This window comes from Janthinobacterium sp. 35, from assembly GCF_002754575.1.
GTDB lineage: Bacteria > Pseudomonadota > Gammaproteobacteria > Burkholderiales > Burkholderiaceae_D > Janthinobacterium > Janthinobacterium tructae.
In genome coordinates this window covers 404,016-418,894 of the sequence record NZ_PEFN01000001.1, presented here as the reverse complement: position 1 = coordinate 418,894, position 14,879 = coordinate 404,016, and the positions used below count along the sequence as shown (strand labels likewise).

12 protein-coding genes are annotated in these 14,879 nt (G+C 62.0%); 1 reads left to right on the top strand and 11 read right to left on the bottom strand.

The features are described from left to right. Positions 1 to 3: 3 nt before the first annotated feature. The 9 genes from CLU93_RS27770 to CLU93_RS01860 form a co-directional block, all read right to left on the bottom strand. Complete coding sequence (locus CLU93_RS27770) at positions 4 to 264, bottom strand: hypothetical protein (RefSeq protein ID WP_143451683.1); 261 nt, start codon at positions 262 to 264, stop codon at positions 4 to 6. A gap of 215 nt (positions 265 to 479) precedes the next feature. Further along, positions 480 to 1,766 carry an O-acetylhomoserine aminocarboxypropyltransferase/cysteine synthase family protein gene (locus CLU93_RS01895; protein WP_099759772.1) on the bottom strand — a complete coding sequence of 429 codons (1,287 nt, stop codon included), beginning with the start codon at positions 1,764 to 1,766 and terminating at the stop codon, positions 480 to 482. Between the two features lie 93 nt (positions 1,767 to 1,859). Further along, complete coding sequence (locus tag CLU93_RS01890; protein ID WP_099759771.1) at positions 1,860 to 2,771, bottom strand: carbohydrate kinase family protein; 912 nt, start codon at positions 2,769 to 2,771, stop codon at positions 1,860 to 1,862. After that, on the bottom strand, positions 2,768 to 4,453 hold the full coding sequence (locus tag CLU93_RS01885; protein ID WP_257224833.1) for an alpha-amylase family glycosyl hydrolase: 1,686 nt from the start codon (positions 4,451 to 4,453) through the stop codon (positions 2,768 to 2,770). Before CLU93_RS01885 ends, CLU93_RS01890 begins: the two co-directional genes overlap by 4 nt. Beyond that, entirely contained in the window at positions 4,411 to 5,301 is an 891-nt protein-coding gene (gene malG, locus CLU93_RS01880) for a maltose ABC transporter permease MalG (protein WP_099759769.1), read from the bottom strand. Before malG ends, CLU93_RS01885 begins: the two co-directional genes overlap by 43 nt. Positions 5,302 to 5,311: 10 nt before the next feature. Continuing rightward, on the bottom strand, positions 5,312 to 6,823 hold the full coding sequence (gene malF / locus CLU93_RS01875; protein WP_099759768.1) for a maltose ABC transporter permease MalF: 1,512 nt from the start codon (positions 6,821 to 6,823) through the stop codon (positions 5,312 to 5,314). A gap of 175 nt (positions 6,824 to 6,998) precedes the next feature. After that, on the bottom strand, positions 6,999 to 8,219 hold the full coding sequence (gene malE / locus CLU93_RS01870; protein ID WP_180287786.1) for a maltose/maltodextrin ABC transporter substrate-binding protein MalE: 1,221 nt from the start codon (positions 8,217 to 8,219) through the stop codon (positions 6,999 to 7,001). A gap of 109 nt (positions 8,220 to 8,328) precedes the next feature. Next, the gene (locus CLU93_RS01865; RefSeq protein ID WP_099759767.1) at positions 8,329 to 9,414 is read right to left on the bottom strand and encodes an ABC transporter ATP-binding protein; all 1,086 of its coding nucleotides are present in this window, start codon (positions 9,412 to 9,414) and stop codon (positions 8,329 to 8,331) included. A gap of 87 nt (positions 9,415 to 9,501) precedes the next feature. Then, positions 9,502 to 11,139, bottom strand: a complete 1,638-nt coding sequence (locus CLU93_RS01860) for an alpha-amylase family glycosyl hydrolase (RefSeq protein ID WP_099759766.1) — start codon at positions 11,137 to 11,139, stop codon at positions 9,502 to 9,504. A gap of 324 nt (positions 11,140 to 11,463) precedes the next feature. Here CLU93_RS01860 and CLU93_RS01855 point away from each other — a divergent pair, with 324 nt between their 5' ends. Next, positions 11,464 to 12,138 carry a hypothetical protein gene (locus CLU93_RS01855; RefSeq protein ID WP_099759765.1) on the top strand — a complete coding sequence of 225 codons (675 nt, stop codon included), beginning with the start codon at positions 11,464 to 11,466 and terminating at the stop codon, positions 12,136 to 12,138. A gap of 44 nt (positions 12,139 to 12,182) precedes the next feature. Here CLU93_RS01855 and CLU93_RS01850 read toward each other — a convergent pair whose 3' ends face one another. Together CLU93_RS01850 and CLU93_RS01845 are read right to left on the bottom strand one after the other, a co-directional pair. Beyond that, positions 12,183 to 13,193, bottom strand: coding sequence for a substrate-binding domain-containing protein (locus CLU93_RS01850; protein WP_099759764.1), 1,011 nt, complete (start codon positions 13,191 to 13,193; stop codon positions 12,183 to 12,185). A 317-nt stretch (positions 13,194 to 13,510) separates the two neighbouring features. Further along, on the bottom strand, positions 13,511 to 14,731 hold the full coding sequence (locus CLU93_RS01845) for a maltoporin (protein WP_099759763.1): 1,221 nt from the start codon (positions 14,729 to 14,731) through the stop codon (positions 13,511 to 13,513). Positions 14,732 to 14,879 lie beyond the last annotated feature (148 nt).

Here is a 14,879-nt window from a genome sequence, read left to right as displayed (position 1 = left end):
GTTTCAGGTGTTTCTCATCGTGCCACGCAGTCGCTGCCATGCGCCTGCCTGCCACTGCCATGGGCGCATCCGGGCGTTCATGCGAACAGAAAGAGAACTGCGCTGAAGTGAAGAATAACGCGCCTTTTTTTTGTTTATTCTACGCACGTTCGAAAATTTAACAACATATAATTCTTCTTTTTTGTTCGTTTCGATTCGTTTTCGCAACACGAGCATATCGACCATGAAGGGCGGCGCATACGTCAGCTGCCCGGCACTTGCCATGGCATAGGCGTGATATCAGGGGATGCGGGGAGGGAGCGACAAGGAGGTTCCGGGCTGGACCGGGGGGCGATCCAGTGCCACCATGGGGACGATGACAGACGCGTCGCTGGCGCTCTGCGTGAACGCCGGCTTGGCTTTACGGTTTGCAGGAACCTGTCCCGGCGGGGTCTGCATGCCTATGCCGGGACGGGTTTTCAGCCTGATTTCAAGCGGAGTCAGGCCGCGTTCAACGCCTGTTCCAGGTCTTCGCGCAAGTCGTCGATATGCTCGATGCCGACCGACAGGCGCAGCATGTCTTCGGACACGCCGGCCTTGGCCAGTTCCGCCGGATTGAGCTGGCGGTGCGTAGTCGACGCCGGGTGGGTGGCCAGCGACTTGGCGTCGCCGATATTGACCAGGCGCGTGAACAGCTGCAGGGCGTCGAGCACGCGGGCGCCGGCTGCGCGCGGATCTTCGCCATCGGCCAGTTTCAGGCCGAACGATAAAATGCCCGAGGCGCGGCCGTTCATGTATTTTTTCACCAGGGCGTGGTCCGGGTGGTCTTCCAGGCCCGCGTAATTGACCCACGCGACTTTCGGATGGTTTTTCAGGTGTTTGGCCAGGGCCAGCGTGTTGTCGCAGATGCGGTCCATGCGCAAGGCCAGGGTCTCGATGCCCTGGATCAGCTGGAAGGCGCTCAAGGGCGAAATGGCCGCGCCCATGTTACGCAGCGGGACGACGCGCGCGCGGCCGATGAAGGCGGCGGGGCCGAACGCTTCCGTGTAGACCACGCCGTGATACGACACGTCCGGCTCGTTCAGGCGCTTGAAGCGCTCCTTGTGCTCGGCCCACGGGAACTTGCCGCTGTCGACGATGGCGCCGCCCACGGTGGTGCCATGACCGCCCAGGTATTTGGTCAGCGAATGGACGACGATGTCGGCGCCATGCTCGATGGGGCGGAACAGATAGGGGCTCGGTACCGTGTTATCGACGATCAGCGGGATGCCGTGCGCATGCGCGATCTCGGCCAGTTTGGCCACATCGGTGACATTGCCCAGCGGGTTGCCGATCGATTCGCAGAAGATGGCCTTGGTGCGCGCGTCGATCAGCGCGGCGAAGGTCTCGGGCTGGCGCGCGTCGGCGAAGCGTACTTCGATGCCGATCTGCGGCAGGGTGTGGGCAAACAGGTTGTAGGTGCCGCCATACAGCTGGCTGGCGGAGATGAAATTGTCGCCCGCTTCCGCGATGGTCTGGATCGCGTAGGTGATGGCCGCCATGCCCGACGCCACGGCCAGCGCGGCCACGCCGCCTTCCAGCGCCGCGACGCGCTTTTCCAGCACGTCCTGCGTCGGGTTCATGATGCGCGTGTAGATATTGCCGGCTACCTTGAGGTCGAAGAGGTCGGCGCCATGCTGGGCATTGTCGAAGGCGTAGGCCACCGTCTGGTAGATGGGGACGGCGGCGGCCTTGGTGGTCGGGTCGGGTGTGTAGCCGGCGTGCACGGCCAGGGTTTCGATTCTCATGTGGTCTCCGGTTTCAATAGTCTGTGTGGTGAAATCCGCAGCCATTGTGCCATGCGTCCGTTAGCCCGTTGCTACGCTTGATAGAATATTAAGTCATAAGCTAGTGCCGTCTTGATCTAAGTCATGCAGCTGTGCCTGGCCGATAAACCGTTCATGCGTGCCATGCTGGGCGCAGGCGAATGCGCCGCCGATGGCGCCGCGGCGCATGGCCTCGTCCAGTGGCCGTCCATCGAGCCAGGCGTGCAAAAAGGCGGCGACGAACGAATCGCCGGCGCCATTCGTGTCCACCACGGGCAGCGTCAAGCATGCCGTCGGGTAGTGCCGCACTTCGCCGCTGGCGCGTTCCAGCAGGTAGGCGCCGTCGGCGCCCGCCATGGCCACGACAAGCTGCGCGCGGCCTTGCGCGACAATCGCGCGCATGACGGCCTCCATGCGGTCGCCCAGCGCCGCCGTGCTGAGGAAGACCAGGTCGGCGCGCAACGCGAATGTCCTGTGGTGCGGGTTGACGCCATCCCAGTCGTGCAAATCGGTCGATACCGTCGTGCCGCACGCTTGCGCGTCGTCAAACAGCGCGGCCACCCAGCCCATGATGGAAAAATGCGCGTGGCGCGCCGGTCCCAGGTAGGGCAGATAAAAGGCGGCCGGCATGCGCAGGTCTTCTGGATGGCGGCCGTCGTACAGCGACAGCCGGCGTCCCTGCTGGTCGACCAGGTTGACGCTGCGCCGCGTGCCCGAGGGTTCCACGAGATGCGAAAAATCGAGCTTTGTCTCCTTGTAGCGCTGCAGGATGGCCGCGCCTTGCGCATCGTCGCCGATGAAGTCGATGAATTTGCAGCGCAAGCCCAGCGCGTGGCAACCGAGCGCCACGCCATTGCCCGTGTGCGCCACGTAGTCGCGGATGGGCGGCACGTGCAGCGAATCGGCGACGGGCAATTGCAGGTCGGGGACGCGCACGATGGTGTCGATGCCGGCACCGCCGACCACTAAGATGTCATAGCTACTCATGGTGCTGCCTTTTCTAACAGGACGCTGCCGGCCGCGTTCACGGCGACGGCGCCATTTTTCACCAGGTAGGTTTGATTGGTGTAGGCGTCGCGCAGCAGGGCGCCGTCGGCGAACACGCCGTGCACCTGCAGGTCGAGCGCGCCTTGCGCTTCGGGCACGGCGATGACGGCGTCGTCCTTCATCACGCGGGCGAAGGCGTACGGCTTGTCGTTGATGAACCGGTGCTCGCCGCGCGCCAGGGCAGGGTGGCGCAGCCGGAACTGGCCCAGCTTGCGCGCATGCGCAAGAGTTGCAGAGTCCATGGATGTCCAGTTCATGTCGGAGCGTGTCGCCTGCTGTTCGTCGCCGGCGGGTGCCGCGCCAGGCTGGCGCGCGCTTTCATCGCCATAGAACAGCTGCACCCCGCCCGGCGCCAGCAGCAGGGCGGACAAGCCATGTTTCAATTGATTGCGCGGGAACAGGCTGGTGTCGTGCGAGGAGATATACGACAGGATGTCGTAGCGGGGACGCTTATTCAGCAAGCCCGCGTACTGGCGGTACACGCCATCGATGCTTTTCCAGTCGGCCCCGGCGCGATTCTGGAAATCGAAATTGATCATCGAATCGAAACCCGCGTCATGCCAGCTGCTGCGTTCGGGGCCGTGGCCCCACGCTTCGCCCGTCATCCAGAACGGCGCGTCATCGATCTTTTGCTGCGGATGGCGCGCCTTCCAATCCTTGAGGGCATCGGTGGCTGCCGCGCGCAGGGCCAGCCAGCTGGCTGGTTCCACGTGCTTGACGGTGTCGGCCCTGAAACCGTCGACGCCGAATTCGCGCACCCAGTCGGCCAGCCAATGAACAAGGTAAGAACGTACTGTCGCATCGGGCAGGGCCACGGCACGCGTGTCGGCCTTGCGCTGCAGGATGGGCGGCAAGCCGACGGCCTTGCCGCTTTCCGTGCGGAAGTCGGGCAGATACGCCAGCTGCATGGTGTAGTCGTCCTTGCCGCCATCGGGATAGCCGGGCAAGCCGGCGCGCACCCAGTCCGGGCCCCACCACTGCGCGAATGCGAAGTTGTTGTAGTCGATGAAGCTGTGATAGTCGCGCAGGCCGGCCTTTTCGTGGCCGGGCCACAGCACGGGCACCTTGTATTCGGCCAGGGTGCGCAAGTCCGCATAGCCGGGATGGTTCAGCACCACGTCGAACAGCACGCGGATGCCTTGCGCATGCGCCGTGTTGATCATCTCGCGCAATTCTTCGCGCGTGCCCATGTTGGCGTCCATGGTGGTGTAATCGAGCGCCCAGTAGCCGTGGTAGGCGTAGTGCTGGAATTGCTGCTTGCCGCCCACCACCCAGCCGTGGATCTGTTCATACGGCGCCGTGATCCACAGGGCGTTGACGCCCAGCTCTTGAAAATAGCCGGCTTTCAGCTGTTGCGTGATGCCGGCGATGTCGCCGCCGTGAAAGCTGCCGACATCGCCGCCTTGCGGGTCGGCTGCGCGGCCATAACTGTGGTCGTTGCCGGGATTGCCGTTGGCGTAACGGTCCGTCACGGCAAAGTAGACGATGGGGTTGTCAGCGAATTTATCTGAAACCTTGCCTGCCTGCGCCGAAGCGCTGAGTAACAGGGCGGCCAGCGTAGTCAGGGTGCGGCGCATGGTCAGCCCTTCACGCCGCCAGCCGTCAGGCCGGAGATCATCCACTTCTGCGCCAGCAGGAATACGGCCGTGATGGGCAAGCCGGACAAGATGGCTGCCGCGGCGAAGTCGCCCCACAGGTATTTTTGCTCGTACAGGAACAGTTTCGAACCGACGGCCAGGGTCAGGTTGTTCTGTTCATGCAGCAGTACGGAGGCGATCGGATATTCGATGATGGCGCCGATGAAGGACAACAAAAACACCACCATCAAAATGGGCACCGTCATCGGCAGCAGCACGTAGATGAACGCCTGCCATTGCGTGGCGCCATCGACCTTGGCCGCTTCCTCGATTTCGATGGGAATGGTTTGATAGTAGCCCTTGATGGTCCAGATGTGCAGGGCGATGCCGCCCGTGTAAGCGAGCACCAGGCTGCCGTGGTGGTCGATACCCAGCCATGGCACGTAGTTGCCCAGCACATCGAAGATGGCGTAGATGGCCACCAGGGCCAGCACGGCAGGAAACATCTGCAGCAGCATCAGTGCGGACAGCGTCTGCGACTTGAAGCGGAACTGCATGCGCGCGAATGCATACGCGCAGGTGGTCGACAGCAGCACGGTCACGGTGGCGCTCATGCTGGCCACCTTGATGGAATTCCACAGCCACAGCAGCACGGGGAAGTCCGGTTCGACCAGGGTGCCGTTGGGCGCCTGGTAAGACATGCCCAGCGCCAATCGCCAGTGTTCGAAGCTGATCTCGGGCGGGATCAGACTGCCCGAGGCGAAGTTGCCGGGTCGCAGCGAGATCGACAAGATCATCAGGAAGGGGAACATCACCAGCGCGATCAGCGCGATCACGGCGACGTGGGCCGCCAGGATGCGCCAGCGGTTGGAACGGTCGACAACGATAGCCATGGTCTGTCCTTTATGCTTTGTTCATGCGCGTCAGGCGCATGTTGACCAGCGAAATCGCGGCCACGAGGAAGAAGATCAGGGTCGAGATGGCGGCGGCCAGGCCAAAGTTCTGGCCGGAATCTTCGAACGCGATGCGGTAGGTGTAGGACACGAGCAAGTCCGTCGTGCCGGCCGGTAAGGTGGTGTCGAGGAAATCGGGACGCCCGCCCGTCAGCAAGCTGATCAGTACGAAATTATTGAAATTGAAACCCAGGCTGGCCACCATCAGGGGCGTCAGCGGTTTGATGATCAGCGGTAAGGTGATCTTGAAGAAATTCGTCAGCGGTCCCGCGCCGGCCAGGGCCGAGGCTTCGTACAGGTCCGACGGGATCGCCTTGATCAAGCCCATGCACACCACCATCATGTAGGGGTAGCCGAGCCAGGTATTGACGATCAAAATCATGGCCTTGGCCAGCGTGGTGTCCGAGAACCAGGCGGGCTTGATGCCGAACAGGGCGTCGAGCACCAGGTTGATTTCGCCAAAGTTGTTGTTGAACAGGCCCTTGAACACCAGGATGGAAATGAAACCCGGTACGGCGTACGGCAGGAACAGCAGGGTGCGGTACAAGCCGCGGAAGCGCAGCGCATCCCAGTTCAGCAGTACGGCCAGCACCATGCCCAGGCCCGTCGTGGTGGCCACGCTGATCAGGGCGAAAACGACGGTCCAGACAAAAATGCGCAGGAAGGGGCCACGGAACGCTTCGTCCGAGAAGATCTTGACGAAGTTGGCGAAGCCGACATTGACCTTGAAGCCCGGTTCCAGTTTCGTGCCATCGGGCATTTCATAAAAGCCCGTCTTGAAGTTCGGTGTGACCAGTTCGCCCGTGGCGATTTTCTTCAGGGTCTTGTCGGGCAGCTGCTTGTAGACATGCGCGACGGGGCCGAATTCGCGCAAGCCCACCATGCGCAGCTCGATCTTGTTCGGCATGACCAGCGTGAGCAGCTTGATATCCTTTTGCAGCGCGATGATGTCCTTGATGCCCAGCGGCGGGGCCAGCACGGGCGCCTGCACCGGGTCCAGCGGCGCTACCTCCACGGTCAAAGGTACGGCGCGCTTCAGGGCCAGCGGCTCGGACAGCAGCACGTCGCCCGTGTCCGGGCTTTCCAGGCGCAAGCGGTATTCCTTGTTGTCCGGGTGCACGGTCAGCGCGTAGCCCGTGCTTTCCACGCGCTGCGTCTCGTCCAGCAAATATTGCGTGGCCCGCTCATAGGTGAGCAGGTTGCGCGAACTGAAATTGGTAAAGCCGATCGACACCGTGTACACCATCGGCAGCAGCACGAAGACGATGACCGCCGTGATGCCGGGAAACAGATAACGGTAGGCATAGGCGCGCGGCGACGTGAAGACAAACGTCGTCAGGGTCAGCAAGCCGAGGAAAACGGCGGCCAGCATGGTCTGGCCGGAAATGTACAACATGAAGAGCAGATACAGACCCAGCGCCATGCTGATGGTCAATACCGTAGGGCCGATAAACTTGCGCACGATGGATACCTGTGAAAATGAAGCGCTGTAAGGATGGTGCTAAAACGATGTTGGCGTGTTGATGGCTGAACCCGTTGAACGGCCGGGGTCGGACCCTGAGGGTCCGACCCCGGATGTCGTTTTGGGTTTAGGGTTAATTCATGTTGAAAGCATCAACCAAGCCAACGATAATCGCTTAATTCGCGGTCGTAATCCGCTTCGCCGCCGCATCGAGGCCATCCTTGGTCGTCTGGCGGCCTTGCGTGATGTTTTCCAGCGCCGATTGCATCGACGACCAGAAGCGGCCCATTTCCGGGTTGTTCGGCATCGGACGGCCCGCTTGGGCGCTTTCCATCGTCGCCTGGATGTTCGGATTGGTTTTCAATTCCGCGAACAGCACTTTATTAGCTGGCGTGCCCAGCGGGACGTCGGCGTTGATGGTCTTCAGGCCATTGAGTTGCAGCATCTGGTTTTCCAGGAATTCCGTCGCCAGGTCCTTGTTCGGGCTGGCTTTCGAAATCATCGCACCCAGCACGCCAACGAATGGGGTGGCCGTCTTGCCGGCCACGGTAGGAATCGTTGCCACGCCGTAATTGATCTTCGATTTGCGCGCATTGTCCCACGACCATGGGCCGTTGATCATCATGGCGATCTTGCCCTGGTTAAAGCCCGCTTCCATCTCGGCATAGCCGGCGCCCTTCGGCATGGCGCCGCTGTTGATCAGGGTCATCAGCGCATTGACGCCCGCCTGCGAGCCGGCATTGTTCACACCCGTCTTGGCCGCATCGTAGCGGCCGTCGCTCTTGACTTCAAACGGGAAGCCGCCGCCCGCGCCCAGCAAAGGCCAGGTGAAATAGGTATTCGTGTAATCCCACAGGATGGCTTTCTTGCCTTGTGCCGAGAGTTTCTTGTCCAGCGCGGCGATTTCCTCGAACGTCTTGGGCGGGTTCGGCACCAGGTCCTTGTTGTAGACGAGGGCGACGGCTTCGATGGAGATCGGGTAGCCCCAGGTCTTGCCGCCGACAGTAAAGGCGTTCCACGCCAGCGGCAGGATGGCGGCGCGCGCTTCCTTGCTTGGCGTTACTGGTTGCAGCAAGCCGGCGTCGATCCAGCCACCGATGCGGTCATGCGGCCAGATCCAGATGTCCGGGCCTTTGCCGGCGGCGGCTGCCTGCTGGAATTTGTTCGGTGCATCTTCCGGGTGTTCGACGACGACCTTGATGCCCGTCTTCTTGGTGAATTCTTCGCCGACCTTGGCCAGGCCCTTGTAGCCCTTGTCGCCATTGATCCAGATCAGGAGGGTACCTGCTTCGGCCGCGTGCGCCATGCTGACGGCGGCCAGGTTGCCGATGCCGGCCAGGGCGGCGGCGATCAGGGTGGTTTTGATGAAGCTGCGTTTCGGGTGCGTGAAGGACATGTCAATCTCCAGTATCTTTTTTTATGCTAAGTTTATGTTGAGTATCAAGGCTGAAACGATGCAACCAGGCCAGGCGGCGCCTGTAGCGCCTGGCCCCTTAAATTCGCAATCAGGTACGGGTCTGGCCGTGTTCGTCGAACACGTGGACGCGCGCGGGCGCCACCTGCAGCGCCACGGACTGGCCAATCGCCCAGTCCGTATCGGCATCGGCGCGCACCACCAGCGGCTCGTCGCCGCCCGGTACCTGCACATACAGATAGCTGATGTCGCCCAATTTTTCCACCGCCTGTACGGTAGCCGTGATGGCGGCCGCAGCGCCGGGCGCGCACGCCTGCACGTGTTCGGGACGCGCGCCGATGGTAACTTGTGTGCCGCTGGCCAATGGCTGCGTCAATGCCGCCTGCAGCATGCCGCCCGCATTCGTGGCGATGGTGGCCACGCCGTCGACGTAGCTGTGGATCTTGCCTTTGAGGAAGTTCATGCGGGGCGAACCGAGGAAGCCGGCCACGAACAGGTTGGCGGGGTGGTGGTATAGCTCCAGCGGTGCGCCCACCTGTTCGATGCGGCCCGCGTTGAGCACGACGATGCGGTCGGCCAGGGTCATCGCTTCGACCTGGTCATGCGTGACGTAAATCATGGTCGAGCGCAATTCGCGGTGCAGATTTGCCAGTTCGATGCGCATCTGCACGCGCAGCGAGGCGTCCAGGTTGGACAGCGGTTCGTCGAACAGGAAGACGTCGGGCTTGCGCACGATGGCGCGGCCGATGGCCACGCGCTGGCGCTGGCCGCCCGACAAGTCTTTCGGTTTGCGTTCGAGCAACGGTTCGATGCGCAGGATTTGCGCGGCGCGCTGCACGGCATCGGCAATTTGCACCTTGCTCATGCCAGCCAGTTTCAGGCCAAACGCCATGTTTTGCGCCACGCTCATGTGCGGGTACAGGGCGTAGCTCTGGAACACCATGGCGATGCCCCGTTTGGCGGGCGGCACGTCGTTCATGCGCGTCTTGCCGATGAACAAATCGCCGCCGCTGATTTCTTCCAGGCCGCAGATACTGCGCAGCAAGGTCGATTTGCCGCAACCCGACGGGCCCACGAAGACCATGAATTCGCCATCGGCGATCTCCAGGTCGATGCCGTGCAGGGTATGCACGTCGCCATATGCCTTCTTCAGGCCTGTTAACTTCAGTCCAGCCATGTCTCCATCCTCATTCTGTCAATTCGGCCCCGCTGATGCGCGGGGCTCGTTATTGTAATTGGCGGCACGGCCGCCAAAGCCTGCGATTTACGCCAGAGTGCCGAACCAGCCGCCATGCGGTGGCAGGCTGATCTGCTGGCCATCTTTGCTACCCGGCAAGCCGTGGCCGGCCAGGTCGGTCGCTGCTGCGGCGGCCGGCAAGTCAAACGTGACCGTTTCGGTGCCCAGGTTGAAGGCGGCCAGCACGGACGGTTGGCCGGCCAAGTCGCGGCGCAGGGCCAGCACGGGTTCCGGCGCATCGAAGAAGACGATATCGCCGCGCAGCAATTGCGGCAGGGTGCGGCGCCAGGCGAGGATGTTCTGCGCAAACGTCAAGGGCGAGGCGCTATCGCGCGCTTCGACGTCGACGGCGCGCGCCAGATGCTCGGGCGGCACGGGCAACCAGGGTTTTGCCGAACTGAAGCCGCCATGCGGCGCGTCAGCCACCCACGGCATCGGCGTGCGGCAGCCGTCGCGGCCCTTGAACTGGGGCCAGAATGGGATGCCGTACGGGTCCTGCAGCGCCTCGAAAGGAATGTCCGCTTCCGTCAGGGCCAGCTCGTCGCCCTGGTACAGGCACGGCGTGCCTTTCAGCGCCGCTTGCACGGCCAGCACCACCCTGGCCAGCGATGGCGACGGGTTTTCGCCGCCCCAGCGCGTCATGACGCGCACGCTGTCGTGGTTGCCCACGGACCAGGAAGCCCAGCCGTCGGCCACTTGCGCTTCGAACTCTTCCACCTGTGTGCGGATGTGCGCGGCGGAAAACTCCGCCGTCAGCAAGTTGAAACTGTAAGCCATGTGCAGCTTGTCGGCGCCCGTGTAGGCAGCCATGGTGGCCAGCGCATTGTCGTCGCCCACTTCGCCGATGGAAATGGCCTGGTATTCATCGAGTATGGCGCGCACGCGCTGCAGGTAGGCGATGTTTTCCGGCTGCGTCTTGTCGTACACGTGCGCTTGCATGCCATACGGGTTGATGGCCGACACGCTGCTGGCATCGCGCTGGGCGGCTGGCGGATTGTCGCGCAGCAACTGGTCGTGATACGGGAAGTTGCAGGAATCGAAGCGGAAGCCATCGACGCCGCGTTCCAGCCAGAAACGCAGGTTGTCCAGCTGCGCTTGCTGCACGGCCGGGTTATGGAAATTCAGGTCGGGCTGGCTGACGAGGAAATCGTGCAGGTAGTACTGGCCGCGGCGCGGCTCCCATTGCCAGGCGGAACCGCCGAACACGGACAGCCAGTTGTTGGGCGCCGTGCCATCCGGTTTCTGGTCGGCCCATACATACCAGTCGGCCTTGGCATTGTCGCGGCTGGAGCGGCTTTCCACGAACCACGGGTGGACGTCGGACGAATGCGACAGCACCTGGTCGATCATCACTTTCAGGCCCAGTTCATGCGCGCGCGCCACCAGGCGGTCGAAATCGGCCAGGCTGCCGAACATGGGGTCGACGTCGCAGAAGTCGGCCACGTCATAGCCGAAGTCTTTCATCGGCGACGTAAAGAAGGGCGAGATCCAGACGATGTCGGCACCGAGGGCGGCGATGTAGTCGAGCTTGGAGGTAATGCCGGGCAAGTCGCCGATGCCGTCGCCATTACTGTCGAGGAAGCTGCGTGGATAGACCTGATAGATGACGGCGCTGCGCCACCAGTCGGCGGGCAGGTTGGCGAGATTGTTCTGGATGGTCGGCATGAATGATTTCTTAAAAGTTGCCTGTAGCCTTGGCTATCAGGGCAGCGCTGCTGGTTGGTAGGCGAACGTCTTATTTTAAAATTCAAAGCGCTTTGGGTATGAAATGAGTATAGTTCAAAGCGCTTTGAAAAGTAAAGCGATACCGTGTGCCGAAACCGTGAAATTTTTTCGAGGCCGCGGCCCGGCGCCGTGGCGCCTGCACTGTCCCTGTTTTCCAGCGCCTGTGCGGGTGGAACAGTTGCATAATGGCGGCATCGTCGTGCGTCGAGGAAACCTGTTCTGGCCCTGCGCAAGGCGAAGACTCGAGGGTTGCGCTTTCCACCGATGAAAATTCTTTACCGCCAAGCATTACTCTATCGTTTCATCGCGATATTTTTCCTGCTGTTCATCCTTGGCGCCCATGCGGCCAGGGCCGATGTGGTTGCCGACGGGCATGCCGTCACCGTCAGCGGCCGCATCGGATTGGAAGAGTATGAAAAGTTATCTGCAATTCTTGCAACTGAGAAAATTTCCAAGGTCGTCTTCAAGAATTCAGGCGGCGGTTCATTTTCCTGGGGGCTCAGGGTCGGGAAATTAATTGCAGAGAAAAAATTAACAACGGTTGCCGAAGGCATTTGCGCATCGGCATGCGCAATCGCATTCATGGGCGGCGAGGTGAGGGAATTTTCCTCCGAACAGCCCGATTCGGCCCTGATGTTTCATCCTGGATTTGAGCCAGGGAGCCAGGTGCCGGCCCTGGAGACCAAGCCGATCTTGCTTGCATGGCTGGAAGCGAGGACCGGGCAGCCTTCGCCACCTGATTTTTCGGCGGCGATGAACAGGATTACACAACGCAAAGGCGGCGTATATTTTCTGGCGCCCACCCATGGTCTGGCCTTGAAAAAAGGAGTTTCCGTCCTGTTCTGCGAGGGGAGCGAAGACAAGGTCAGCCAATGTGCTGGACAGGCCGCGGCAAGCGCGCAGCAGTTGCAGATTATCTCGCCAAGCCAGGCCCGCTGAGGCGCACGCCGTCCACGCTGCTCAAGGGCTGCGGCGCAGGGGCATCAGGCCGCTACCGGCCCGGCCGACTCGCCCGGCAACAGTTCGCACGGCCACAGTTCCTGCAAGTCGCTGACGGGCGTGCCATCCATCAGGGCCAGCAGCATGTGGATCATCTTCGCGCCAGCGCCGCGCGGGTCGGGCTGGACGACGGTGGTGACGTTGTGGCCGGCCAGGGAATCTTCCATCACGCCCCAGACGATCAGCGACATCTCGCTGCCGATGGCGATGCCCGCGTCGAGCAGGGCGCGCACGGCGCCCACGCCCGACATGTGATTGTCGACGATGACGGCGGTGGGGCGGGGCGAGCGGGCAAGCAGGCGCTGCATGGCCTGGTAGCCGGCGCGGCGGTCGTGCGCATTGTCGACCAGGTTGTCCGGATCGACGGCCAGGCCGCCCGCCTGCATGGCGTGCTGGAAACTCTCGACGCGCTGGCGCACGAAGTTCAGGTCGGGCGTTGCGCTGATCAGGCCGATGCGCTGGTGGCCCAGCTGCGCCAGGCGCTCGACGGCCAGGCGCATGCCCGCCTCGTTGTCGTAGTCGAACCAGGCGTGCGGCTGGTTCAGCTGCGTGCGGCCATGCGCGACAAACGGCATGCCTTGCTGCGCCAGGTAGGCGATGCGCTCGTCGTACGGTTTCGTACGTCCGACGATCAGGCCATCGATGCGGCGGCCCTTGACCATGCGTTGATAGGTGTGGAATTCATTCGTGGCCGAGGCGGGCGCGATCATCATGTCCATCTGCTGCGCTTCCAGCGCTTCCGACATGCCGCCCACGATGTCGATGAACATGGGGTCGGCCAGGTCGTTCGGCATCAGCGGGTAGATGATGCCGACGATATTCGTGCGTCCCACGGCCAGGCTGCGCGCCATGGGATTGGGACGGTAGCCGGCGGCCTGCGCGGCGGCCAGCACCCGCTCGCGCGTGCGTTCGCTCACTTCCGGATAGCCATTCAAGGCGCGACTGACGGTGGTTTCGGATATTCCTAGCGTTTTGGCGAGATTTTTGAGGTTCATGGATGCTGCAGTCGGGGTCTATCCAGGGTGGGTCGGGAGCGTTGCGGTGTCGTGCAATGACGGGTAGTTTATCTGATAAATGCCGGAATGATCAGGGGGATGACCAGCGGCGGCGGCGCCCAAAAAAATACGCGGGCAAACCCAGGGGCGCCCGCGCTAAAAGAGGATACTGCTGAATCACTACATTGAAGCTGCCGGCCATCGCGTGCAGCGGCGAAATGGTGGGTCCGGATATTCCTTGCCCCTGAAAAAGCGGGCGGTGTTGCTGCCTGTGGCAAGTGTCCAGGGACGCTTGCCAAAGTTCTAGAGTCTCGCGCTTACCACCAGGATTCCACTTGGAAACCGACCGAGCTGCCGTTGGTCTTGCCACCGAACACGCCCGTCGACGACAGCGCGGTTTCCGCTGCGGCGGCCGACTGGGCTGCCTTGTTCCATTTGGCATAGGTGTAGAAGGCGCGCAGCACGGGGCGCGACCAGAAGCTGTTGCCGGCCGACAGTTGCGGCGCGAAGGTCAGCTTGGTCAGGTTGCGGCTCTCGCCACCTTCCGGCTTGACGATGTCGTGGCCCAGTTCCACGGCCAGGCTGTAGTTGTCCGTGAAGTGGTAGACGGGGCGTGCGCCGATCGAGGTCCATTTGCTGCTGACGCCCGCCGTTTCCTTGTCTTCATAGACGAAGGTGCCCATGCCCGACCAGGCGCCTTTGGGCTGGATCATGATCTGTTCCGTCAGGCGCACGACCTTGTCATCCTTGCCGGCGCCCAGGCTGAAGCCGCCCGTGTTGGCGGCGCTGCCTTTGCCATACTGCAATGCCACCTTGTTGAAGCCGCCCAGCAGGTTGCCCTGCGTATGCATGATGGTCAGCAAGTGGCCGCTGGCGATGGGGGCCGCGCCTTGCGCGTTGCGTTTCTGATTGAATTGCAGGCCCAGCGTCAGTTCACCGTCCGGGTTGACCTTGATGCCGGAAAAGCGCAAGTCGTGGGACAGGCCCATGCGCTTGCTGTCGCCGTCATCGGCCGTGCGCACGACGGCGTAGGCCAGCTTGGCGGCGCCCAGGTCGATGTTTTCCAGGCCGGCGCCGGGGCCGCTGTTATTCCAGAAGTAGTAATCGGTGATGTGCACGTCCTGGCGGTCGTAGTAGCGCTTGCCGACCCAGGCGCGCGCTTCGGCGAAGGCGCCCGTGCCGATCTTGTCAGCCACCACGTTCATTTCGCGCCACGACGGGTCCGACTGTTCCCAGTCCTGGTTCTGGTTGACGGAAAACGCCACCAGGGTGTTGATGCGGAAGGTGGTGCCGTTGGCTGCCTTGAAGGCTTCGCCGCCGAATTTCAGCTCGCCGTAGGTTTCGCACTCATTGCCCAGACGATACTTGGACGAGGCGCCAGCCAGGCCGAAACAGGCTTCCTTGCCGCCTTCGCTGCTGGTGCCGAGGCCCGAGCGGATGTAGCCGCCGAAGTCGATCGGCAGGGCAGCCTGGGCAGCCGAAGCGCTCAAGGCCAACGCCACGGCGGCAGGCAAAGTTTTCAAGAAATGTTTGTTCATTGCGTCTCCAGTGTTTTTATAGGTGTGGGATCGGTGCGCATCACTTTGCACAACCAAAGCGCTTTAACTATGTTTCAAAGCGCTTTGAGTATAGTTCAAAGCGCTTTGATGAGTAAACTAGTTTTGTTCTTTGAATTCTTCTTGAACT